The 21,756-nt window shown below is 48.8% G+C and carries 23 protein-coding genes; 17 read left to right on the top strand and 6 right to left on the bottom strand.

Annotation, left to right across the window (positions count from 1 at the left end; translation table 11 throughout):
• Positions 1-129 precede the first annotated feature (129 nt).
• Positions 130-549, top strand: coding sequence for a nuclear transport factor 2 family protein (locus OEU88_RS02020; protein ID WP_262693430.1), 420 nt, complete (start codon positions 130-132; stop codon positions 547-549).
• A 60-nt stretch (positions 550-609) separates the two neighbouring features.
• Here the strand turns inward: OEU88_RS02020 and OEU88_RS02015 are convergent, their stop codons facing one another.
• On the bottom strand, positions 610-1,209 hold the full coding sequence (locus tag OEU88_RS02015; protein WP_262693429.1) for a TetR/AcrR family transcriptional regulator: 600 nt from the start codon (positions 1,207-1,209) through the stop codon (positions 610-612).
• Positions 1,210-1,375: 166 nt separating this feature from the next.
• On the opposite strand from OEU88_RS02015, the gene OEU88_RS02010 reads away from it, so the two are divergent.
• The 6 genes from OEU88_RS02010 to OEU88_RS01985 all read left to right on the top strand — a co-directional run bounded on the left by OEU88_RS02010 (position 1,376) and on the right by OEU88_RS01985 (position 6,417).
• Positions 1,376-2,614, top strand: coding sequence for a parallel beta-helix domain-containing protein (locus OEU88_RS02010; RefSeq protein WP_262693428.1), 1,239 nt, complete (start codon positions 1,376-1,378; stop codon positions 2,612-2,614).
• A gap of 3 nt (positions 2,615-2,617) precedes the next feature.
• Positions 2,618-3,673 (top strand): SO2930 family diheme c-type cytochrome, encoded by a 1,056-nt coding sequence (locus OEU88_RS02005; protein WP_262693427.1) that lies wholly within the window; start codon positions 2,618-2,620, stop codon positions 3,671-3,673.
• 98 nt (positions 3,674-3,771) lie between these two features.
• The gene (gene dapB / locus OEU88_RS02000) at positions 3,772-4,554 is read left to right on the top strand and encodes a 4-hydroxy-tetrahydrodipicolinate reductase (RefSeq protein ID WP_262693426.1); all 783 of its coding nucleotides are present in this window, start codon (positions 3,772-3,774) and stop codon (positions 4,552-4,554) included.
• A gap of 21 nt (positions 4,555-4,575) precedes the next feature.
• A complete protein-coding gene (locus tag OEU88_RS01995) occupies positions 4,576-4,989 on the top strand; it encodes a DUF350 domain-containing protein (protein WP_262693425.1) in 414 nt (137 codons plus the stop codon).
• A 10-nt stretch (positions 4,990-4,999) separates the two neighbouring features.
• Complete coding sequence (locus OEU88_RS01990) at positions 5,000-5,833, top strand: S1 family peptidase (RefSeq protein WP_262693424.1); 834 nt, start codon at positions 5,000-5,002, stop codon at positions 5,831-5,833.
• Positions 5,834-5,952: 119 nt separating this feature from the next.
• A complete protein-coding gene (locus OEU88_RS01985) occupies positions 5,953-6,417 on the top strand; it encodes a nuclear transport factor 2 family protein (protein ID WP_262693423.1) in 465 nt (154 codons plus the stop codon).
• 29 nt (positions 6,418-6,446) lie between these two features.
• Here the strand turns inward: OEU88_RS01985 and OEU88_RS01980 are convergent, their stop codons facing one another.
• Together OEU88_RS01980 and OEU88_RS01975 are read right to left on the bottom strand one after the other, a co-directional pair.
• Positions 6,447-6,938: a DUF2244 domain-containing protein gene (locus tag OEU88_RS01980; RefSeq protein WP_262693422.1), complete on the bottom strand. Its 492-nt coding sequence runs from the start codon at positions 6,936-6,938 to the stop codon at positions 6,447-6,449.
• A complete protein-coding gene (locus OEU88_RS01975; protein WP_262693421.1) occupies positions 6,935-8,257 on the bottom strand; it encodes a UbiH/UbiF/VisC/COQ6 family ubiquinone biosynthesis hydroxylase in 1,323 nt (440 codons plus the stop codon). The genes OEU88_RS01980 and OEU88_RS01975 overlap by 4 nt, the downstream gene beginning before the upstream one ends.
• 146 nt (positions 8,258-8,403) lie before the next feature.
• Here OEU88_RS01975 and OEU88_RS01970 point away from each other — a divergent pair, with 146 nt between their 5' ends.
• Genes OEU88_RS01970 through xth form a run of 4 tightly spaced genes read left to right on the top strand, consistent with a single transcriptional unit; the run spans position 8,404 to position 13,058 of the window.
• A complete protein-coding gene (locus OEU88_RS01970) occupies positions 8,404-10,833 on the top strand; it encodes a DNA translocase FtsK (protein ID WP_262693420.1) in 2,430 nt (809 codons plus the stop codon).
• Between the two features lie 58 nt (positions 10,834-10,891).
• The gene (locus OEU88_RS01965) at positions 10,892-11,587 is read left to right on the top strand and encodes a LolA family protein (RefSeq protein WP_262694175.1); all 696 of its coding nucleotides are present in this window, start codon (positions 10,892-10,894) and stop codon (positions 11,585-11,587) included.
• Between the two features lie 45 nt (positions 11,588-11,632).
• Positions 11,633-12,217, top strand: a complete 585-nt coding sequence (locus OEU88_RS01960) for a hypothetical protein (protein ID WP_262693419.1) — start codon at positions 11,633-11,635, stop codon at positions 12,215-12,217.
• Between the two features lie 58 nt (positions 12,218-12,275).
• Positions 12,276-13,058: an exodeoxyribonuclease III gene (gene xth, locus OEU88_RS01955; protein WP_262693418.1), complete on the top strand. Its 783-nt coding sequence runs from the start codon at positions 12,276-12,278 to the stop codon at positions 13,056-13,058.
• Between the two features lie 7 nt (positions 13,059-13,065).
• Here xth and OEU88_RS01950 read toward each other — a convergent pair whose 3' ends face one another.
• Positions 13,066-13,761 (bottom strand): response regulator transcription factor, encoded by a 696-nt coding sequence (locus OEU88_RS01950; protein ID WP_262693417.1) that lies wholly within the window; start codon positions 13,759-13,761, stop codon positions 13,066-13,068.
• A gap of 243 nt (positions 13,762-14,004) precedes the next feature.
• Here OEU88_RS01950 and ribA point away from each other — a divergent pair, with 243 nt between their 5' ends.
• Both ribA and OEU88_RS01940 read left to right on the top strand, forming a co-directional pair.
• Positions 14,005-15,099: a GTP cyclohydrolase II gene (gene ribA, locus OEU88_RS01945; RefSeq protein WP_262693416.1), complete on the top strand. Its 1,095-nt coding sequence runs from the start codon at positions 14,005-14,007 to the stop codon at positions 15,097-15,099.
• A 37-nt stretch (positions 15,100-15,136) separates the two neighbouring features.
• Entirely contained in the window at positions 15,137-15,628 is a 492-nt protein-coding gene (locus OEU88_RS01940) for a L,D-transpeptidase family protein (protein ID WP_262693415.1), read from the top strand.
• Between the two features lie 2 nt (positions 15,629-15,630).
• Here the strand turns inward: OEU88_RS01940 and OEU88_RS01935 are convergent, their stop codons facing one another.
• Complete coding sequence (locus OEU88_RS01935; protein WP_262693414.1) at positions 15,631-16,329, bottom strand: YggS family pyridoxal phosphate-dependent enzyme; 699 nt, start codon at positions 16,327-16,329, stop codon at positions 15,631-15,633.
• A 45-nt stretch (positions 16,330-16,374) separates the two neighbouring features.
• Here OEU88_RS01935 and OEU88_RS01930 point away from each other — a divergent pair, with 45 nt between their 5' ends.
• Positions 16,375-16,974: a thiamine phosphate synthase gene (locus OEU88_RS01930; RefSeq protein WP_262693413.1), complete on the top strand. Its 600-nt coding sequence runs from the start codon at positions 16,375-16,377 to the stop codon at positions 16,972-16,974.
• 20 nt (positions 16,975-16,994) lie between these two features.
• Here the strand turns inward: OEU88_RS01930 and OEU88_RS01925 are convergent, their stop codons facing one another.
• Positions 16,995-17,864 carry a porin family protein gene (locus tag OEU88_RS01925; RefSeq protein ID WP_262693412.1) on the bottom strand — a complete coding sequence of 290 codons (870 nt, stop codon included), beginning with the start codon at positions 17,862-17,864 and terminating at the stop codon, positions 16,995-16,997.
• 260 nt (positions 17,865-18,124) lie between these two features.
• Here OEU88_RS01925 and OEU88_RS01920 point away from each other — a divergent pair, with 260 nt between their 5' ends.
• From OEU88_RS01920 to lptE, 3 genes are all read left to right on the top strand, one after another.
• Complete coding sequence (locus OEU88_RS01920; protein ID WP_262693411.1) at positions 18,125-18,559, top strand: DUF3576 domain-containing protein; 435 nt, start codon at positions 18,125-18,127, stop codon at positions 18,557-18,559.
• A 108-nt stretch (positions 18,560-18,667) separates the two neighbouring features.
• On the top strand, positions 18,668-21,244 hold the full coding sequence (gene leuS, locus OEU88_RS01915) for a leucine--tRNA ligase (protein ID WP_262693410.1): 2,577 nt from the start codon (positions 18,668-18,670) through the stop codon (positions 21,242-21,244).
• Complete coding sequence (gene lptE / locus OEU88_RS01910; RefSeq protein ID WP_262693409.1) at positions 21,244-21,750, top strand: LPS assembly lipoprotein LptE; 507 nt, start codon at positions 21,244-21,246, stop codon at positions 21,748-21,750. The genes leuS and lptE overlap by 1 nt, the downstream gene beginning before the upstream one ends.
• The last annotated feature ends 6 nt before the right edge of the window (positions 21,751-21,756 follow it).

The raw sequence follows: 21,756 nt of genomic DNA, 5'->3' as shown, positions 1-21,756 counted from the left end.
TATCACAATTCCTCATAAAAAATCATCAAACAGACACGACACCAAACGAGGCTTTTGGTTTGTTGTCGGTTCTTGTTGCCCCTCAGGCCATTAGGGCGAAATACGGTTTAATGACAAAAGGAATAAAAAATGAAGCGTTTAATAAAAGCAATGGCAATCAGTGTAATGATGGCTTCAATGACCCAAGTGGTGACCGCGGACGATTTTGACGATGTAAGAGAAGTTGTTGGAAAATATTTTGTAGGAACCGAGGAAGGACGCCCCGATCTGCTTGAAGAGGCCTTTTTGCCTAGTCTGGAAATTCAGTATGTGATGTCTGATGGGTCACTTGGCCGAATTACGGCAGCTGACTATATCAGCAGGTTCAGGCCTGGCGTGAAAGCCAACCGTAAAGGCCGTGTTGTAAACATGGATGTGGTGGGCAATGCTGCAACTGTAAAGGCAGAGATTATAATGGGTGAACGTCTCTATACAGATTACCTTCTTCTGTTGAAACTATCTGATGGGTGGCGTGTCAGCAACAAGATTGCCACTTACCGCCAACGCTAGATTTAAAGGGTGTTTATGGAAGAGAGTCTCTTTGTAAGTGGCTCTTTTTACATTTGTTGATTAGCCCAGATAACAGGATAGTACGGTAGCTAGCTCATCAATCAGGGCTTGAGCTTTATCTTCGTCATCTTCTTCGATTGCCGCATCAATGAGAGCAGAAACAAGTGTTACTGTTGTTTGCAATACTGCGTCACGCCTGTTGCTTTGAAGTTCTATACCACCAACCTGGAGCGTATCTTTGATCAGCTCACCCAACCCGCTTTTAACCCCGGGCGTTACTTCTGCAAAACTGTACTCATGGTTTGCCCAACGTGTGAGTGCACGAAATGTAGGATGATTACGAGCCGTTTGCCAGAAACAGTGAAGTTGTTTGCGGTTAATAGCGTCAAACCCGATGGACGAGTCGATTGACTTCAGGCTTATGACTACTTGATTGCTCACCTCCATATACGCCGTCTCGTAAAGTTGACGCAGGATATCATTCCGGTCCTCGAAATATTGATAGATAGAACCAACAGGTACGTTTGCGGCACGAGCAATTGCTGTTGTTGATACGTCTTCGGGTTTACCATTTATGAGAAGGCTATGGGTTGCGTTCAGGATTGTTTCTACACGAGCCTTAGCTCGCGCCTGTTTTGGTCGTGTTTTGATTTTGTCCATAAATTTCGGCGCTTCCTGCTCAGTCACTCACAGCCGTTTGCCTGCGCATGTATAATAAAGCAACCATCCAAAAAGTGAAACTGTTTCATATTTATTGACATAAGTAGTACTGTACGGCAGTTTAATGCAGTTGGGATGCTTGATGTTTTCATACAAGGGGGAAGCCATGCACCACTTTTTAAAGCCGTTTATTGCGTTTTGTCTCACGGTAACTTCGACCACAATTGTTTTTGGGCAATCTGCTATTGATGTTTCTGCGGAGGGTAATTTTACAGAAAACCTTCAGGAAGCACTTATTCTTGCAGAGCCTGACAGCGTAATTCAATTACCTGCAGGCCGTTTTGAATTAGCGACAGCACTGTCTCTTGATGTGGATGGCATAACATTGCGCGGCGCTGGTATGAATGAAACAGTTTTATCATTTAAAGGCCAGGTTGCGGGCTCCGAAGGGCTTTTGGTGACATCTGACCGCGTGCGACTAGAGGCATTTGCGATTGAAGATACACCCGGCGATGGCATTAAGGCTAAAGGCGTTGATCAGATATCAATGGTGAATGTACGTGTGGAGTGGACAAACGGCCCTGTTGCAACAAATGGTGCCTATGGTCTGTATCCTGTGGAAAGTACGAATGTTTTAATCGACGGTGCGCTGGTAAAGGGAGCTTCAGACGCGGGTATTTATGTCGGCCAGAGCCAACATATAATTGTCCGCAATAGCCGCGCTGAATATAATGTGGCGGGTATTGAGATTGAAAATTGCTATTTTGCTGATGTGCATGACAATGTTGCAACGCACAACACTGGCGGCATCCTAATTTTTGATCTGCCCAATCTACCCCAAATGGGCGGCCACACCGTACGTGTGTTTGATAATCAGTCGTTCGCGAATGATACCGTTAATTTTGCCCCGGAAGGGAACATTGTAGCAACTGTGCCGCGTGGTACAGGTTTGCTTGTTATGGCCAACAATAACATTGAAGTATTTGGTAACGAGTTTAGTGAAAATGCTTCAGCGAATGTTTTGCTGGCCGCTTATCCGCGTGAATATAATGACCCCTCCTATAACCCATTGCCGCGCGGCGTTTATGTGCATGACAACACATATGGTCGTGCTGGGTTTGATCCCGATATGCAGGTTGCTGAATTGATTGCGCCGCTAACCGGTGTGCCCATACCAGACATTGTTTGGGATGGTGCCGTTGATGGCATATGGTCTGCGTTTTTCGGACCTGACGAGGAAGACCGCATTGTTATTAGGGAAGCTGAAGGTGTCACGTTTGCTGATCTGCAATTTGTTAAAGGAATGATCTTGCCGTGGGATGTATCACCTAACTTTAATATTTCAGAGTATGCCGGTACGCGCGCACCCATTATGCCAGTGAAGCTGGCGCAAGAAGCAGAATAGGAAATGCTGCTACGGTCAGCATGCTTTTGCGCAGTATTGTTTGCTGTGATTGTGAGCTTTACTACGCGTGCCGATGTTGACGATGCAGCGCTGATGTCTGCCAGGCCAGCGCGCCAGCTGTCAGCATATGGTTTGTTTGAAAATGCACCTAAGCAAACACCAACTGCAGGCGTTGTACCATATGACTTGCAAGTGCCACTTTTTACCGATTATGCGGAAAAGTATCGTTTTGTGTATGTGCCAAACGGCACGGCAGCAACGTATGATGATACAGAGGTGTTCGCGTTTCCCGTTGGCAGTGTTTTGGTGAAAACCTTCGCGTATCCTGCAGATATGCGCGCTGCGGACGAAAATGTACGCTTGATAGAAACGCGGTTGCTCATTCATCAGGAAAAAGGCTGGAATGCTTGGGCGTATGTCTGGAATGAAGATCAAACGGATGCAACACTGAAAGTGGCAGGTACCATGACCAGTGTTGATTTTGTTGATGACGACGGAATACCACAATCAATCAACTATATTGTACCGAATAAAAACCAATGCAAAGGCTGTCATAGCCTGAACGGTAAGCTTTCACCCATTGGCCCTAAGGCTCGAAATCTAAACAAAGACTTTGGTTATGACGGTAGCAACTGGAATCAACTCCAATGGTGGCAAGATAAAGGTATATTAAAGGGCTTGCCAGCTTACGACTCCATTCCAGTATTGCCGAGAATAAACGATGAAGCGGCTCCCCTTGATCACCGTGCACGCGCATATCTTGACATAAATTGCGCGCATTGCCACAGAGTTGAGGGGCCTGGGTCAACTTCGGGGCTTTTTCTTACCTACGGAGAACAAAACCCGACGACATGGGGCTACGAAAAACGGCCCGTTGCAGCAGGTCGTGGTTCTGGAGGGTTTTCGTATGACATTGCACCCGGTGATGCCGACAGTTCAATCATCGTTCATCGTATGAAATCCATAGATCCGGGCGTGATGATGCCAGAGGTCGGGCGTACAACCGTTCATGCAGAAGGTCTCGCGCTTATTCGTGCATGGATCAATGACATGAAGTAATGTTCATTCTCGCGTGAACACCAGCCTATCCAGTCTTTTCTTTTTCATATGTGCCATGTTAGGGGTTATGAACAATGACACTCTAAGAAAGGCGCGCGATGACAAAGGTTGGGATTCTTGGTTGTATGGGACGCATGGGGCAAGCACTAACGTTTGCGGTACAGGCATGCCAAGACCTTCAGTTGGTTGTGGGCTCCGAAAGAAGTGGCCACGACGCTATCGGCGGAGTAATACCGGGAACAGATGCCACTATTGTTGGTAGCGCTGAAGAAGTCTTTGCTGTGGCAGACATGGTGATTGATTTTACGCCACCAGGTTCTACTGCTGCGCACGCTCTGCTTGCCGCTAATACACGAACCAAGTTGATTGTTGGTACCACAGGGCTGAGCACAGATGATATGGCTGCGCTTGACGCCGCAGCATCATCAACAGCGGTTATGCAGGCGGGCAATTATTCATTGGGTGTTAATATGCTGATGGCTTTGACACAGCAAGCTGCCGCCAAACTTGGTGTTGATTGGGACATTGAAATTGTTGAGATGCATCACCGCCATAAAGTCGATGCACCGTCAGGTACAGCCTTAATGCTTGGTGAAGCTGCCGCTGAAGGGCGCGGCGTTGTACTTGATGATGTGCGTACGCCAGCGCGTGAAGGCATCACAGGTGAACGCAGGGAAGGCACAATTGGTTTTACAGCTTTGCGCGGAGGCAGCGTTATTGGCGAGCATTCTGTTGTTTTAGCAAGCGAAAGTGAGCGAATAACCTTGTCTCACCGCGCCGAAAACCGCACTTTGTTTGCTGACGGTGCGGTGCGTGCTGCCGTTTGGTTGAAAAGCAAAGACACCGGGCGATACTCCATGCAAGATGTACTTGGCCTTTAAAGTAACATTGAGGATATAACGATGAATGAAGCACTTTTGGCGCTGTGGAACGGATTGCCGGTATTTCTAATTCATTCGGCTGTTAGCCTTCTCATTCTAGGTTGCGGCGTTGCTATCTATATGGCGATAACAAAACATGATGAACTGGGTTTAATCCGCAGCGGAAATACAGCCGCAGCCCTCTCTTTGGGGGGCGCTATTATTGGGTTTGCTATACCGCTTGCGTCATCTTTGGCAGCTTCAGTATCATTGTGGGATTTGCTTTTCTGGGGTGTCATTGCTTTGTTGTTGCAGCTTGTGGCATTTCGTCTGGCCGACCTCTTTCTAAAAGATATATCCACGCGCATTGAAGCCGGTGAAGTAGGCGCGGCCACCTTTCTGGTCAGTGTTAAGCTCGCAACAGCACTCATTAATGCCGCGGCAATTTCGGGCTAAGGTGTAGCCCATGCGCCGCACCATTGAATTTGGTTTTTATGTATTGTTTATCCTGTTTTTCTTGGTGCGCTACACCAATGTGAATGAGGGTACGCCGCGTCGTCCTGTTCCTGGCGTGCCGCCTGCCAGTCAACGTGCTGTTTTGTTGCCGGAAGGTGCCCCGCTCCCGGATGATGTCAGCAGTGCTGTTGTCGTGGACGTTGATTACAAAAGTCAAAACAGTGTTGGTACAGCCTTTGCTGTTGATCGGCGCGGCACATTTGTAACGGCACGCCATGTTATTGATGGGTGCAATGAGGTATCCTTGGTGCGTGGTAACCGTCTTTTCCGCACATCGGTTGTTGGTGCTGCGTCAAACCGAGACTTTGCCGTATTGCGTGCCCAAGGTATCAATGTGGAACCCTTTAGCCTGCAAGACACAGCACCCGCCCGCGGTGATAATGGTTTTATGATGGGTTATCCGCAAGGTGAACCGGCAGATGTGTATGCAACAGTCATTGGTACAACGACAATGCGCTCACGGGGGCGCTATACTATAAACGAACGTGTTGTTGCGTGGGTAGAACGGGAACGCAAACCTACATTTGGAGGTTCGCTGGGGGGTATTTCTGGTGGCCCTGTATTTGGTGAAAACGGTAAAATTGTTGGAACTGTTGTTGCAGGTGCCCCGCGCCGTGGTCGTGTTTATACGACAAACCCTCGTGTGTTTCGGGAAGCTGGCTTTGTGACACAAGCTGATGAGGCAAGTGCCTTACGCCCGTTATCACGCAGTACCTATGCAGATGAAGGCGCGCGGTATAGGCGCAGCATGCAGATTGCGCAAGTTTATTGCCAAGCACATTGAGCGCAGCGTGGTTCTTCTTTAGCGATAAACCGCTTATCGCTGTTGGCTTGTATGGCTGCACGGCCTTTGCTAGCAGTTAACATGATACGACATAGGGAATAAAGAAACAGGGGACGTTCATGAAAATCAAACTGGTGACACTATGTGCCGCAGCTGCATTGTCTGGGGCTGCGATTGCCGAAACTACACCGGAAGATGTTGTTAATACGTTGTTTGACGGCATGCGTGCTGGTGATGGCAGTGTTATTCGAGCGCTTGTTGTGCCGGATGCTCGCCTTGATCGCTTGAACGGCGATGGCAGTATTCGCGGCGGTAATTTTGAGCGCTGGATAAGCTGGGTTGATACGCAAAATGATGGTGATGCCAATGAGCAAATTTTTGGCGTACAGACCATGTCTCGCACAGATGAGCTGGCAACTGTCTGGGCGCCGTTTACCTTGGTATACAAAGGCGAAATGGTTGGTTGCGGTGTAAACCAGTTTACACTGGCTAAATCTTCAGATGGTTGGCGCGTTGTTTATGGTATCGACAAACACGAGCCTAAAGGCACTGATTGTAACGCTTTCAGGGCCGGTTTCGAGTAACCGGTATTTTTATGGTTTATCCGCAGCCTTTAAAAGCTGCGGGTTTTCCAGCGCTTCAAGGCGTCTTCTATCTTTCGTGCAATATTGCAACGTTCTGCGGGCGGTAAAAACATGCCTAAGGTCACGGTTTTATCGTGCAGGCTTATTGATAGGCTATTGTCTTCCCCGCCAATGGTTTCCAGTGACACTTTTGCCCAATAGGGCTCAAAGTGCCATGTTGCGGTTTCGCCGTTGGGGTTGCTGCGTGCAATAATCAGATCAGTTTCTGATAATTGCACAGTCTCGAACGCCTGACCGCGACGGTAATTAATAGTGAATGCCAACCAAATAGCAAAAATATCAAATAGTAGAAAAAGTACTACAGGCCATGCACCTATAATCCAGAAGCGAATGCTTGCAAGACCACATACAACAACAAGAAACAGGCATAGCTTTTCGAAATGGTGACGTTTTAATGAGCGGTGCGGGGTTAGCCTCAAGTCTAGTAGCAAAGGGGCGCCGGCTAACTGCCTGCCCGTCATGATACCGACTCACCTCTCAGCAACTTTGGTAGTTCGCCAACAGTTCCGCGTGCGTGTGACATGAAAAAATTCTTAAGGGGTGGTATTTCATTAACAACCGCAAGCCCCATATCTCGTGCCCGGCGAATGGGTAAAATATCATTGGAAAATAAACGGTTTAGTATGTCAGTGACGCCAATAAGGGCAGCATTGTCAGCGTGTCGCCATTGGCTGTATGTGCCAAGAACCTGATCTGATCCAATATCAAGGCCAACCTTTGCGTTATCAGTAAGTACTTCAATTAGCGCAGCTACATCACGCAAGCCTAAATTTAAACCTTGGCCAGCTATCGGGTGAATGCCGTGTGCTGCGTCGCCAATAATTGCCATGCGGGTATCAGTATATGTGTCTGCATATTGTAGTGTAAGTGGGTAAGCCCAGCGGCCACCAACAGGTTTCACATTTCCCAGAAAGTCACCAACACGGCGTTTGATCTCGGCAGCAAAGGCACGCTCAGGCAAGCCCATAATTGTATCAACCAGATGGCTTTTTTCGGTCCAAACCAAAGAAGAACGGTTGCCGGTTAGTGGTAATATCGCAAATGGTCCAGCAGGTAAGAACCGTTCATGAGCGATACCTTCATGGGCAAGTTCATGTTCAATCGAGCAAACAATACCGTGTTGCTTGTATGCGAAGTTTGATGTTGGAATACTCGCGTCGCGGCGTACCAAACTACCACGGCCATCCGCGCCGATCAGCAATGATGAGTGCACAAGCTTGCCGCTTTCAAGTGTGACGGTAGCTTGCCCCTGTTCACGGTCAATGCTTGCCACATTTTCATTCATCAACATGGTGAGGTTATCTATTTCATCAATGCGTTTAAACAGGGCAAGGCGTGTATGCCGGTTTTCAACCATGTTTCCGAGTGGACCGTCACCGAGCGCTCGGTGATCAAAGTGCAGATGCATCAATGATGGACCGTCTGACACACGAATTTCATTTATTGGCTGCGCGTAAGGTTCCATATGCTGCCAAATGCCTAGCGCTTGGAGCATGCGGCAAGTCGCAAAAGCCAGCGCACTAGCGCGGCCGTCATATGTTGCGGCTGTCAGGTCGCCTTTTTGAGCGCGGTCAATCACAGCAACATTAAAACCCTGATCTGCAAGGCCAATAGCAGCGGTTAATCCAACCATGCCGCCACCAACAATTGTAACGTCACACCGGATTTCTTGATTGCTTTTAATTGGCTTGCCCATCATGTCTCTCCATACATTATCTCTATTGAATGCCGGTGCCGGTGTCCAGTGGCATGCTGTCGCAGACACAGAAACCACGATCATTTTGATGCCTTAAACCCAAGAAAATGCATGTCATGAAATTGCCGCTCTTGTCCTTGAGGCTCATCCCGCACTAAAGTGTATGTGAATACAGAGAAAATATTTCGTTTGAAGATTAAATAATGTTCTATTGAGGTGCGGGAAGCCCTATGGCAACGGCAAAAAAACAAGCAGCGAAACCACGAAAACCAGCAAACAAGAAAGCACGGGCACCATTGTTGCCTGAAGCAGTAACTGTGTTTTTTAAAAATACAGGATGGCGGTTGGTCGGTGGTTTATTTTGTGGCTTTGCGGTTGCAATGGCTTTGTCTGTTGCAAGCTATAATCCTCAAGACCCTGCACTTAACACACAAAACTATGCACCAGTTACCAATCTCCTTGGGGAATACGGTGCGATTGTTGCTGATGTTTTGATGCAAACTTTAGCGCTTGCCTCGTATCTGCTTGTTTTACCCTTGTTTCTTTGGGGTGTGAAAGTGATGCGCTTGAAATGGTTGCCGCTTTTCTGGCTTAACCTCGCTGCCCTTCCTGTTGGGGTAATTCTGCTTTCTGTTACTTTCAGTGTTATACCGCCCGACCCTGAATTTGTGGTGCAAACCGGTTACGGCGGCGTCATTGGCCAACGCCTGTATTCTATGGTGGTTGGTCTTATGTCAGGGATTATAATACCCTGGTGGGGCTACGGACTAATATTTGCTTTACTTGGCTTGCCTGCTTATTTGTTTTCGTTTGCGCTCAGTAGTGCTGAATGGCGCGTATTTCTAGCCAAGGTGGGTGCGTTTGTTAGTTGGGTATACCGCTTAATAGTACGCGGCCTTATGCTTGTGTGGACAGGGCTGCAAGCTGTGTTCGGAGCTTTGTTCCGGAAGGCTTCCAGCGAGGGAGCAAGCCTGGAAGAACGTATTGAGCCAACGGTGAAGCCGCGTAAGGCATCTTCTCAACCGGCAGCCAAACCTGTAGCGCCAGTTGTTGCAGCCAAGCGTGTTAAGACACCGCCTAAAACCCGCCGGGGTCGAAGAGAAACACAGGAAGCGCAGGCGACATTGGACCTTGGTGACGGGTCTGCCTATGTATTGCCGCCACTTGATTTACTTGCGCCGCCACCACCGCCTGAAAAAATTGGCCGTATAAGTGCTGAAGCGCTTGAGCAGAATGCGCGTATGCTTGAGGGTGTTTTAGATGATTTTGGGGTGCAGGGCGATGTTAATGATGTGCGGCCTGGGCCTGTTGTCACCCTTTATGAGCTTGAGCCTGCGCGCGGCGTGAAGTCTGCCCGTGTAATTGGTCTTGCCGATGATATTGCACGCTCAATGAGCGCTATATCAGCGCGGGTTGCTGTTGTGCCTGGGCGTAATGCTATTGGTATCGAATTACCAAATTCAGATAGGCAAACAGTTTTCTTGCGTGAGCTGCTGGCCTCGCGCGATTTTGAATCGTCCAAGGCGCGCCTGCCGATTATTCTGGGTAAGGATATTGGCGGTGAGCCAGTGGTGGCTGATTTGGCATCCATGCCGCACTTGCTTGTGGCCGGCACAACAGGCTCAGGTAAGTCAGTTGGTGTTAACACCATGATTATGTCGTTGTTGTACCGGCATAGTCCTGAAACGCTGCGGTTTATCATGGTTGACCCCAAGATGCTGGAGCTGTCGGTTTACGATGATATTCCGCATTTGTTGACGCCCGTCGTGACTGAGCCCAAGAAAGCTGTTGTTGCCTTGAAGTGGGCTGTGCGTGAAATGGAAGAGCGTTACCGCAACATGTCCAAACTTGGTGTGCGCAATCTGGCGGCGTTCAACAAGCGCGTTCAGGAAGCTAACGCCAGCGGCGAACGTTTGGCGCGTCAGGTGCAAACGGGTTTTGATAAAGAAACCGGGCAGCCGATTATTGAAGAGCAGGTGTTTGATTTCACGCCGCTGCCGTTTATTGTCATTGTCATTGATGAAATGGCAGATTTGATGCTGGTTGCAGGCAAGGATGTTGAAGCAACAATCCAGCGTCTGGCTCAAATGGCACGTGCGGCGGGTATCCATTTGATCACTGCGACACAGCGTCCGAGCGTGGATGTAATTACCGGCACAATTAAAGCGAATTTCCCGACGCGCATCAGTTTTCAGGTTACCAGTAAAATTGATAGCCGCACCATTCTCGGTGAACAAGGGGCCGAGCAGCTGTTAGGCATGGGGGATATGCTCTTTATGGCTGGTGGTGGCCGCATCACGCGGGTGCATGGCGCCTTCGTTGCGGATGATGAAGTGGAAGATGTTGTGACCCACCTGAAACAGCAGGCGGCGCCAGATTATCTCTCTAGTGTTACAGAGGAACCTGAAGAAGGGTTTGATAGTCCGTTCATCCCTGGTCCATCTGGAGATGATAAAGAAAAGAGCTTGTACGATAAGGCTGTTGATATTGTTTTGCGGGACAGGCGCGCGTCCACCAGCTACATTCAGCGCCGCCTGAAAATTGGTTATAACAAAGCGGCAACGCTTATTGAAGATATGGAAGCACAAGGCGTGATAAGTGGCCCTAACCACAAAGGACAACGTGAGATTTTAGTGCCGGAACGCGAAGAAGAGTTTTAACGAAAAAGCACAAAATGTGCGTAAAAACGACAGTTAAAAGAGAGATACCTTGAAAAAAATGATCAAAATCGCCGCTGTTTTGTGGATGGCATCTGGTTTTGCTGCTTACGGTCAGGATGCGCTGGTCGTTCTTCAAGAGCCAGCATTGCCGCCACTTGAAGAACAGACCATTGCTGAAGACACCAGCCTGAAAGCACTTGGTATGGTGCAAACCTATATGGATTCAGTGAAAAGCCTTGAGGCGCAGTTTGTGCAGCGCGCTCCGGATGGTGGATTGACGCGCGGTAAATTATCTTTGGCGCGGCCGGGGCGAGTAAGGTTTGATTATACTGAAGATGTTCCGTTTCTTGTGGTTGCAGACGGTAAAACACTTAATTTCATAGACTATGAAATTGGTCAGGTAACCCGGTGGCCTGTTAAAGACACGCCGCTGCGCGCATTGCTTGGTGGCTCGACAGACCTTTCAAGTGTAGGGGCTAACATAGAGCAGGCGCCGGGTGGTCTCGAGGGATTGGTGGCCTTACACGCGAATGATCCCGACAAACCCGAACTTGGTCACATCACGGTATATTTTGAAGAAACAGCAGAAGGAGCAGCAGTGCCTTTGCGTTTGCTAAGCTGGGCGGTAACGGATGCCCAGGGACAAATCACAACCGTTGAATTGTCTGATGGTCAGCCAAATGTGGACCTGGATGATAGTTTGTGGGAGTTTGATGACCCACGCGGCCTTGCCAAGCGCCGTCGCCCACGGTAACTATTCCCTTCAGCGGTACACACTCCAATACCTGGATGAAGCTTAATGAATTTAGACGCGGACATCGATGATGTGCTCGAAGAACACCCTACCCTGAAAAGCGTGGCACCGTTTGTTATGCTGGCAAGTGATGTGCGCTGGTTCCGGTCATTAGGTGAACGGCCTGACAGTGAAGCACGCAAACTGGCTGCAGACTATACCGCTGCTCTTGGTTTCCCAGAAGCAGAGCCAGTGTTCCTGCCTGAATGGGAAGACGCTGCCGCCGCTGCAGAAAACACAGACTACAATAGCCCTGCGTGGGAGGCTGAAGAACAATTGCGTGCGGCTCTCACGGACGAGGTATTGCTCGCATTGGATGCCGATACGCTTGAAATGGTGATGACCCATGTGGCGCAATCAATAACAGTTGCCATTGATGAAGCCGCCAAGGAAGCTGCAGAGTTTCTACGTATTGATGATGAAAGCTTTGTGCTTGCGACATCTGGTGCTGCTGCGCAAGCAACATACCAGGCTGCCCTTGTTGGTATGGCGGGAGAGGAAGAAGACCACCCTTTTGTTGTGCGTTTTCAACTTTTCGAAAAAGGGCACTGGCCTATAGGTATTATTGGCAATAGCTTTTTGATTTTTTGACCTTGTTGATCAAGGGCTGCATAGTGCTGCCGGAAACTCAGATATAAAGGGGAGCGCGATGCGCCTGATTACATGGAATATTAATTCAGTACGCGCGCGTGAAGCAATTGTACGCCAACTGGTTGAGACATATGCGCCCGATGTGCTGTGTTTGCAGGAAACCAAAGTACAGGATCCGATGTTTCCTGTCGGGGCGTTTGAGGACATTGGTCTGCCGCATCTGGCAATACACGGCCAAAAAAGCCACCACGGTGTTGCTATTGCCGCGAAACAAGCATTTGCCGATAGCTTTAAAATTGATTGGTGTACCAAAGGCGATGCGCGGCATATCGCGATCAAGCTTGAGGGTGGGCCTACTGTCCATAATTTTTATGTGCCCGCTGGTGGTGATGAGCCAAACCCTGATATAAACGACAAGTTTGCTCATAAACTGCAATTCATCGAGGAAATGACGAGCTGGTCTGAAAAGCTTGATGAACCAAGTATTCTTGTCGGTGATTTGAATATAGCCCCTCACCCTGACGATGTATGGGATCACAAAAAGCTTCTGAAGGTTGTTTCACATACACCGATTGAAACAGAAGGCATGATGAAAATGATGGCGGCACATGGCTGGCATGATGTTATGCGTGAGCACACGCCTTTGCCGGAAAAACTGTTTAGCTGGTGGTCCTACCGTGCGCGTGATTGGTCAGCCGCAGACAAAGGCCGCAGACTTGACCATGTGTGGACAAGCCCGTCATTGAAAGGCACAGCAGTGAAGATGGAAGTCTTAAGAGAGGCGCGCGGCTGGGAAAAACCATCCGACCACGCACCAGTTCTTGTTGATTTTGAGTTTTAACGGAAAATTAGCCGCCTAAACCTTGCAAGCTATAGCCGCCAGGTTCTGTAACCAAAATGCGCGCGGCACCGGGTTCCACCTCAATTTTCTGGCGTAGGCGGTATACATGTGTTTCAAGCGTGTGTGTTGTGACACCTGAATTATAACCCCAAACCTCAGCCAGTAGTTCTTCACGACCAACAGCCTTGCCGCTTGCGCGGTAAAGGTATTTGAGAATGTTGGTTTCTTTTTCTGTCAGACGAATTTTCTGTCCGGATGTACGGTTTTCCAGAATTTTCGCTGATGGTTGAAACGTGTAAGGGCCAATATCAAACGTGGCGTCTTCGCTTTGTTCATACTGACGGAAGTGCGCGCGAATGCGCGCAAGCAACACGTTAAAGCTGAAAGGCTTGGTAACATAATCATTGGCACCGGAATCAAGGCCGAGAACAGCATCAGCTTCGGTTACGTTTCCTGTTAGCATCAAGATTGGAACTGTCACGCCGTTTTTACGAATGCGTTTGCAGAGCTCACGGCCATCCATATCAGGCAAGCCGACATCGAGGATAATCATATCCACCTGATTAGTTGACAGAAACTCAAGCGCATCGCTAGCGGTGCCGCGCTCTTCTGTCGAAAACTCTTCATACAAGGCTAACTGATCAGCTAGGCCTTCGCGTAGGTCTACATCGTCGTCCACCAGAAGTAATTTTCGTCCAGCCATCTAACAGCTCCTTAAAAACAGCGCCTAAATCATACTTATAATATTTATGAAATAATGCGTACTTATTTGCAATATTTCAGTTTATGACATTCCGGCCTATATAGTGTTCATTGAGAATATATCTTCTCACGGCTAGTCACAATTGTTTGATCATTAGTTGTGTCTATGAGAAAACAAACACGAAATTATAATGAGATTGATACATAAAGTGTTTCTGCGAATTATCGCCATGAAGGCTATATAATGACAAAAAGCAACACATCATTAAGATCAATTGAACGCGCTGCATCGGATATGCGCCGCGGTGTGCCGATCATTGTCCGCAGCGCGGACAGGGCACTGCTGGTGTTGGCGATGGAGCAAGCAAACGCTGCCACGGTTGCAGCCTTCGATGCGCTTGCCCACAACAGCTTCATGTTGATTACGAACCGCCGCGCTGCCGCACTGAAGGTTGCAGGCAAGGGCTGGAGTGTTGTGCGTACTATCCGCCCTGATTGGTTTGAGCCGTCAGACTTTTTGGCTGTTGCTGATCCATCTCTTGATTTGGCAACACCTCTTAAAGGGCCATTTGAACGCATAGATCATAGTGAAGAACAGGTTGATAAAGCAGCAGTAAAGCTAGCTAAAGTGGCACAGTTGTTACCTGCAGTAATCGCGGCTGAAGTGGGCGAGGCCAGCGCATTTGCAGACCACCACGATTTATTATGCGTTGACGCAGATACCTTGCTTGCAAATGATGAACTGCAAGCCCAAGCGCTAACGCAAGTTGCTGCCGCCAAAGTGCCATTGGGCGGTGCAGAAGATACGCGCCTTATCGCCTTCAGGCCCAAAGATGGCAGTCTCGAACATGTTGCTATCTTAATTGGGGCTCCTTCACGGCAAGACCCTGTTTTGATGCGCATTCATAGCGAATGTTTTACGGGTGACCTTCTTGGCTCTCTCAAGTGTGATTGCGGCGAACAACTGCGCGGCGCTATTGCGGCAATCGCAGAAGCTGGCGGTGGGGTATTGCTCTATCTAGCACAAGAGGGCCGCGGCATTGGGTTGATATCCAAACTGAAGGCATACGCTCTGCAAGATCAAGGCTACGACACTGTGGATGCCAATACCAAGCTTGGCTTTGAAGTGGATGAACGTGTCTTTGCGCCTGCTGCGGAAATGTTAAAAAAGCTTGGTTTCAAGACTGTCCGCTTAATGACAAATAACCCTGACAAGGTTGAGGGTTTGCAAGAGTGTGGGATTGATGTGGTGGAGCGTGTTTCACATGCCTTCGAGCCAAATCCGCACAATATACAATATTTAGCGACCAAAAAGACCCGTACCGGGCATATGCTATAATATGCAAAGGTGGTGCGTCACAGTAAGCGAAAGTGATGTGCGGCACGGCAGTCTTGCTGGCCCTTTGATTGAGGCCCCTTGCGCACTTGGGCGGGCTGGTTACATAGGCAATTTGGAAAAACGTGAAGGTGACGGGAAAACGCCGCTTGGATTGTACCCGTTAAGGCGTGTTTTTTACCGCCCTGACCGTGTGCAAATGCCTGTATGTGTCTTGCCTGTTACACCGCTTACACCGATGATGGGATGGTGTGATCAACCAGATCATCCACAGTATAACCAGCTTGTATCATTACCCTTCGGCGATTCGCATGAGAAAATGTGGCGGGACGATTCGCTCTATGACGTGGTGTTGGTGATTGGACACAATGATGACCCGGTTGTGTCAGGGTTGGGTAGTGCAATTTTTGTTCATGTTGCAAAGTCTGACTATGCGCCAACAGAGGGCTGTGTTGCCCTTGAAAAAGCAACTCTTCTTCGGCTCTTGCAGCAGGTGCGTTCTGGCGATGCTATACAGATTAGCAGAGCCTAACCTTACGCTTTAACGCGTTCGCCGAATATGGCAGTTCCAACACGGATATCCGTTGCCCCCATCGCTGCCGCTAACGCAAAATCACTACTCATACCCATAGAAATTTTTGAAAGGTTTTCCTTCTTCGCCAGTTTTTTGAGCAGCGCGAAATGCAGCGAAGGGTCGTCATCGCTGGGCGGGATACACATAAGGCCGACAACCTTTAGGCCCAGCGCAATACACGCCTCATGAAGGGTGTTTAATTCTTCCACCATAACACCCCCTTTTTGTGGTTCAGCGCCTGTGTTCACCTGTAAATAGATAGGAAGGTGTTTATCCTGTAGTGCCATTTCCTTCGCTAATGCTTTAGCAAGTTTGATGCGATCTACTGATTGAATTTCATCAAACAGGGCGATCGCTTTGTTCGCTTTGTTGGTTTGCAGGCTACCAATCAAGTGCAACGTTACATCAGGATATGTGTTCTTCAGTGTGCCCCAGCGCTCTTCAGCTTCCTGCACGCGGTTTTCGCCGAAATCACGCTGCCCTGCTTCCAGCGCAGCAATGATACGATCCTGCGGTTGTACTTTAGATACAGCGATTAATCTGGGCTTGGCTTGCGGCACATCGGCATGACTACACATGGTTTCTATGTCTTTGCCGATTTGTGCAATGTTATTTGCTATTGTTTGTTTCAAGGTATGTCTCGCGATTGCTGATTGCATATCCTGCTCAATGGGTGCATGAGACCTATGTGATAGGAAATGCTTATGGTCAAGGCTGATCAGGTTAAAAGTGCTCAAAAGTGTGTGCTTGGCGTTGCCGCCCGTGTTGGGGTGCGGCAACTGGTTTTTATGACTGATGCCAAGAATATAGCACAAACAGTAAGGTCCCTGGAACTTTTGCCGTGTGGTTCAGTTGTCATATTCAGGGCTTATAATAATCCGGATAGAAAAGACTGTGCTCGCTTTGTCTTGCAGCATGCACATGCTTGTGGGCATCTATTTTTGATCGCAAGGGATGTCAGACTTGCTCGTATATTAAGGGCTGACGGTGTGCATTTGCCGGAATATATGCTGCGCGGTACTCGCCCTAATTTTTTTGGTTTTAATTTTGTCACTGCTGCATGCCATAATCTGGCGGCACTCCAGCGTGCGGCGCGGTTTAGTGTTGACCTTGCCCTTGTTTCGCCGGCCTTTCAAACACAGAGCCATACAGATCAACAAGGACTGGGTGTGCACCGTTTTGCCAGATTAGTGAAGAATGCACCGCTGCCTGTGGCGGCACTCGGCGGTGTTAACGTAAAAACGGCCGGAAAATTACGCGGCCTTGGTCTTATGGCTGTGGCTGGTATATCTGGGATTATCTGAACCGCGCTACAGCGCTGCGGTTAGAAGCGCAAGCGGCCACCGAGGAAAATCATCTGCGATGTGTCGCCGTTTTTCGATTGAATAGCGAAAGCGTCACCGTAATCATAGTAACGGAGTCCGCCGCGCAAGCCAACGCGCTCTGTCAAGCGATAGCTTGCACCAAGCTCAAAGGAGATAATGTTGCGTGCTTCGTTTTCGATACCGTAAAGGTCGGTACCTTCGGTGTATTCACTCATGGCTATGCGTGCAGACCAGCTATTTGCCTGATAAGAAAAACCAGCTTCATAACCAGCAAGGTCAGTTGCAAACAAGCTAGATTGGCGGAGCACCGACGCGTCGATACCAAAGCCGGAGTATCCGACAGACAAGCCTGCCTTATATTGTGTTTCTGCTAGCCCAAGGTCAGCAAACCCTGTTGCGGCAGAAAGTCCCTGCAGCGACCGTCGGTATTGGCTTTGTAGGGCGATTTCTAAACCTTGCGTGCGGTTTTCGCCGTTTTCAGCATTGCCAAAAGTTAGTCCAAGGCGTGATGTGCCACCTTCTATATCATGACCGTATTCGCCGCGTACACCGCCTGTTGGCGCTAATAGCGAAGAGAAATCAGGCCGCGTTTCAAGGCCGGGCGTTGTCGTTTTAACAACAGGGCGTGAATCATTCAGTGATAAGAAAGTAGAATTTTGGTCAAGGTTATGGCCAGTAAGGCTTAAATCAAGGCCTTTAAGCTTGGCGTCTTTATTTTTATCTTCGGCGAGGCGTTGCTTTGCAATGAGAAGATCAAGGCTTTTCAAAAAGCCAGATGATTCGAAGCGCGTTTTATCATCTGCAGCAGAAGCTACAGACACACATGCAAGCGCAAGTGCTGATAAACCGTATTTCAAATGTCGTTTCAAGGGTCTCGCCACCTATTTAACGTGCATCTAGATCTACTAATGACAAAGTTAATCTAACACTAACGTATGGACAATTTGTTAAAGTTCGCAACCCTTGATGGCAAATTTGCGATCAGTTGTGGCCCTGTTGCCACTATTTGATCACTTTTCGGGCTGGTCAGCGCCTTCTGTGGCCGTTATAAACCGCAGATGAGAAAAAACACAGACTGATATTTTAAAATCAGTGTGAAAAATTTTATTTATGAGAGCAGGACATAGGCATGATTCGATTTGCCAAAACAGCAATGATTTTATCTTTGAGTATGATGCTGACGGCATGTGGCATTTTTGGTGGCGGTGATGACGGCAAGAGCCTTCGCCCTGTGACGACAGCGCTTGGTGTGAATGGGTATCTGTGGCAAGCCACGCTGGATACACTGGCTTTCCTGCCTATCGATAATGCCTATCCAAGTTCTGGGGCGATTATTTCAGATTGGTATTCAACGGCAGATGCGCCGGATGAACGCGTGAAAGTGGCTGTGTATTTCCGGTCTGAACAACTTCGCTCTGATGGTATTAAGGTTAATGTTGTGCGTCAGGAACGCAGGGATGGTGCGTGGTTGACAGTGCCGGTGCAAGCGGCAACGGTGCTGCAAATTGAGGAAGCAATTCTTCAGCAAGCGCGTACACTACGTATCGAAGCTGACGGTGCGTAAGACTTAGTTTTAAGGAAATTTCAAACGGCGCAGCTAGGCTGTTGGCATGGTGTCTACTATGCTCAAGGCGGATTAGCTGCGTGTTGGATAAGAGTGTGAGAAACTGTAATGTCACGTTACAACGCCAAGGCAACGGAAGCGAAATGGCAGAAAATCTGGGCAGAAGGCAAAACCTTCAAGACAGATAGCGCATCCGAAAAACCTAAATATTATGTTCTGGAAATGTTTCCTTATCCGTCCGGGCGTATTCATGTTGGGCATGTGCGCAATTATACCATGGGTGATGTGGTGGCCCGGTACCGTAAGGCACAAGGCTATGAAGTATTGCACCCTATGGGGTGGGATGCTTTTGGCATGCCTGCAGAAAATGCGGCAATGGAGCGGAAGGTACACCCTGCAGATTGGACCTATGACAATATTGCCAATATGCGTAACCAGCTAAAACATGTTGGCCTTTCTGTTGACTGGGACCGTGAGTTTGCAACATGTGATGCGGATTATTACGGTAAAGAACAGCAGATTTTTATCGACTTTTTCAAAAACGATCTCGTGTACCGCAAAGAAAGCTGGGTTAACTGGGACCCTGTTGACAATACGGTGCTTGCAAACGAGCAGGTTATTGACGGCAAAGGCTGGCGCTCTGGCGCTGAAGTTGAGCGCCGCAAGCTTTCGCAGTGGTTTCTGAAAATTACAGATTTTGCCGATGAGCTACTTGAAGGACTAAATGGCCTTGATCGCTGGCCTGAAAAAGTACGCTTGATGCAGGAAAACTGGATTGGACGTTCTGAAGGATTGCGCTTCGACTTTGAAGTGACAAACCCATCTGGTGACATTCCTGCCAAGATACCTGTGTATACAACGCGGCCCGATACTATTTTTGGTGCTAGTTTTTGCGCTATTTCTGCTGACCACCCGATTGCAGCTTCGCTTGCGAAAGACAATGCCGATATAGCAGCTTTCGTTGAGGAATGTCGAGCAGGTGGCACCACAGAGGAGGCTATCGAAAAGGCCGAAAAGAAAGGTTTTGACACAGGAATTACTGTTGCGCACCCTTTTGATAAAAGCTGGAAATTGCCTGTCTACATCGCAAACTTTGTGTTGATGGAATACGGTACAGGTGCAATTTTTGCTTGCCCTGCGGGCGATCAACGCGATCTTGATTTTGCGCGTAAGTATGATTTGCCGGTGCTCCCTATTGTGCTGCCTGAGGGCGAAGACCCTGCTGCATATACAATAGAAAATGAAGCCTATACGGGCCCGGGCATAATGTTTAACTCCCGCTTTCTTGATGGTATGGACTATGTTGCGGCCAAAGCTGCCGTGATTGACCGTGCCGAAGCCGAGGGCTGGGGCGAGCGCACGGTAAATTACCGCTTGCGCGACTGGGGCGTTTCCCGTCAACGCTATTGGGGTACGCCAATTCCGTTTGTGCACTGCGATAATTGCGGCGTTGTGCCGGTAAAAAGCGAAGACCTGCCAGTGAAGCTGCCGGATGATGTGTCGTTTGATAAACCAGGTAACCCGCTTGAACATCATCCCACATGGAAACACACGACATGTCCGTCTTGCAGCAAACCTGCTCTGCGCGAAACTGACACAATGGACACATTTGTCGATAGCAGTTGGTATTTCTTGCGGTTTTGTACGCCAGATTCTGATGCGCCGTTTGATAAAGATACGACAGATTCGTGGATGCCTGTTAACCAGTATATTGGTGGTGTAGAGCACGCTATTTTGCACCTGCTGTATGCGCGGTTCTTTACGCGTGCATTGAAAAAGGTTGGGCGCACCAACATTGAAGAGCCATTTGAAGGTCTGTTTACGCAGGGCATGGTTAATCATGTTACCTACAAAGACAGTGAAGGCGAATGGGTGTTCCCTGAGCAGGTGCGTCGCCGTGATGATGGTACGCTTTTCCGGTCCGATAATGGACACGCCGTGACCGAAGGCCGGATCGAGAAGATGTCCAAGTCCAAGCGCAATGTCGTGGATCCTGACGATATCATTGATCAGTATGGCTCAGATACGGCTCGCTGGTTTGTCTTGTCCGATAGCCCGCCTGAGCGTGATTTGCTATGGACAGAGGCGGGCATTGAGGGTGCGTGGCGTTTTGTACAGCGTATCTACCGAATGGTTGAAGAGCCAACAACACCGCTTGCGGCCAACGGTGCAATCATGCCGGATGGCATGTCTGAGACCGCGCAGGCGCTTCGCAAAGCCACGCATAAAACTATCATGGGCGTAACCGCAGATATTGAAAACCTGCATTTCAATAAATCAGTTGCACGCCTCTATGAGTTTGCAAATGCCATTACTGCAAAACTTGAAGGTGACGGCGCAGCAGAAGCGATGCGGGAAGCTGTTGAAACAATGGTGTTGCTTGTTGGTCCAATGATGCCGCATTTATCGGAAGAGCTTTGGAGGCGTTTGGGGTATAAGACATTGGTTGCCAATACGCCTTGGCCAAAAGCACTTGAAGAGCTGACAATTGATAACACGGTAAAAATGGCGGTTCAGGTTAACGGCAAAGTGCGTGACACTATTGAAATAGCTAAGGATATGGCAAAAGAAGATGTTGAAGCGTTTGCGCTTGCGCGCCCTAACGTGACAAAATTTACCGATGGTGCAACAATCCGAAAGGTTATTGTTGTGCCTGGTCGGATCGTTAATATCGTGGCGAATTGATGAGATATTTAATCTTTATAATAGCCTTTGCCTTATCGGCTTGTGGTTTTCAGCCGCTTTACGAGGCTGGTGGGTCTTCGGCACTGATGCAGGAACAGCTTGCAAGCGTTGATGTTGGCCCTATACCTGATCGTCTGGGGCAGGTGATGCGCAACCGGCTTGTTTCCCGTTTGAACGCCGCAGGAAACCCTGCTTACCGTCTGGATGTTAAGCTCAACCAAACCAGCGAAAACTTTGGTGTTCGACCTGATACCGCCACCACGCAGGAACAGATTACACTGGTGGCTGGAATTACAATGATCAGCGAAGAAACGGGAGAACCTGTTCTAGAGGACAGTTTCCGCGCACGCACATCCTTTGATTTGGTGCTCTCGGATTTCGCGACAGTTACACAGCGCGAAGATGCTGCACGCCGACTAGCACTAGAACTGGCTGAGCGTATTCATCGCCGATTGGCATTGCACTTTGCCAATGCCGCTGACAAAGCGGCTGGCCTGAGCAACTAAGTGTTA

Origin of the sequence: Kordiimonas aquimaris, from assembly GCF_025574485.1 — a bacterium.
GTDB classification, from domain to species: Bacteria; Pseudomonadota; Alphaproteobacteria; order Sphingomonadales; family Kordiimonadaceae; genus Kordiimonas; species Kordiimonas aquimaris.
This window is presented reverse-complemented; position numbering and strand designations above follow the sequence as displayed.

What these genes read in the sequence shown, in the direction of transcription:
- OEU88_RS01980 (WP_262693422.1), bottom strand. Translation starts at nt 6,938, where the DNA reads ATGACGGGCAGGCAGTTAGCCGGCGCCCCTTTGCTACTAGACTTGAGG.
- OEU88_RS02020 (WP_262693430.1), top strand. Translation starts at nt 130, where the DNA reads ATGAAGCGTTTAATAAAAGCAATGGCAATCAGTGTAATGATGGCTTCA.
- OEU88_RS01950 (WP_262693417.1), bottom strand. Translation starts at nt 13,761, where the DNA reads ATGGCTGGACGAAAATTACTTCTGGTGGACGACGATGTAGACCTACGC.
- OEU88_RS01930 (WP_262693413.1), top strand. Translation starts at nt 16,375, where the DNA reads ATGGTCAAGGCTGATCAGGTTAAAAGTGCTCAAAAGTGTGTGCTTGGC.
- OEU88_RS01995 (WP_262693425.1), top strand. Translation starts at nt 4,576, where the DNA reads ATGAATGAAGCACTTTTGGCGCTGTGGAACGGATTGCCGGTATTTCTA.
- OEU88_RS02015 (WP_262693429.1), bottom strand. Translation starts at nt 1,209, where the DNA reads ATGGACAAAATCAAAACACGACCAAAACAGGCGCGAGCTAAGGCTCGT.
- lptE (WP_262693409.1), top strand. Translation starts at nt 21,244, where the DNA reads ATGAGATATTTAATCTTTATAATAGCCTTTGCCTTATCGGCTTGTGGT.
- OEU88_RS01990 (WP_262693424.1), top strand. Translation starts at nt 5,000, where the DNA reads ATGCGCCGCACCATTGAATTTGGTTTTTATGTATTGTTTATCCTGTTT.
- dapB (WP_262693426.1), top strand. Translation starts at nt 3,772, where the DNA reads ATGACAAAGGTTGGGATTCTTGGTTGTATGGGACGCATGGGGCAAGCA.
- OEU88_RS01970 (WP_262693420.1), top strand. Translation starts at nt 8,404, where the DNA reads ATGGCAACGGCAAAAAAACAAGCAGCGAAACCACGAAAACCAGCAAAC.
- ribA (WP_262693416.1), top strand. Translation starts at nt 14,005, where the DNA reads ATGACAAAAAGCAACACATCATTAAGATCAATTGAACGCGCTGCATCG.
- OEU88_RS01920 (WP_262693411.1), top strand. Translation starts at nt 18,125, where the DNA reads ATGATTCGATTTGCCAAAACAGCAATGATTTTATCTTTGAGTATGATG.
- OEU88_RS01985 (WP_262693423.1), top strand. Translation starts at nt 5,953, where the DNA reads ATGAAAATCAAACTGGTGACACTATGTGCCGCAGCTGCATTGTCTGGG.
- OEU88_RS01935 (WP_262693414.1), bottom strand. Translation starts at nt 16,329, where the DNA reads ATGCAATCAGCAATCGCGAGACATACCTTGAAACAAACAATAGCAAAT.
- OEU88_RS02005 (WP_262693427.1), top strand. Translation starts at nt 2,618, where the DNA reads ATGCTGCTACGGTCAGCATGCTTTTGCGCAGTATTGTTTGCTGTGATT.
- xth (WP_262693418.1), top strand. Translation starts at nt 12,276, where the DNA reads ATGCGCCTGATTACATGGAATATTAATTCAGTACGCGCGCGTGAAGCA.
- OEU88_RS01965 (WP_262694175.1), top strand. Translation starts at nt 10,892, where the DNA reads ATGATCAAAATCGCCGCTGTTTTGTGGATGGCATCTGGTTTTGCTGCT.
- leuS (WP_262693410.1), top strand. Translation starts at nt 18,668, where the DNA reads ATGTCACGTTACAACGCCAAGGCAACGGAAGCGAAATGGCAGAAAATC.
- OEU88_RS01975 (WP_262693421.1), bottom strand. Translation starts at nt 8,257, where the DNA reads ATGATCGTGGTTTCTGTGTCTGCGACAGCATGCCACTGGACACCGGCA.
- OEU88_RS02010 (WP_262693428.1), top strand. Translation starts at nt 1,376, where the DNA reads ATGCACCACTTTTTAAAGCCGTTTATTGCGTTTTGTCTCACGGTAACT.
- OEU88_RS01960 (WP_262693419.1), top strand. Translation starts at nt 11,633, where the DNA reads ATGAATTTAGACGCGGACATCGATGATGTGCTCGAAGAACACCCTACC.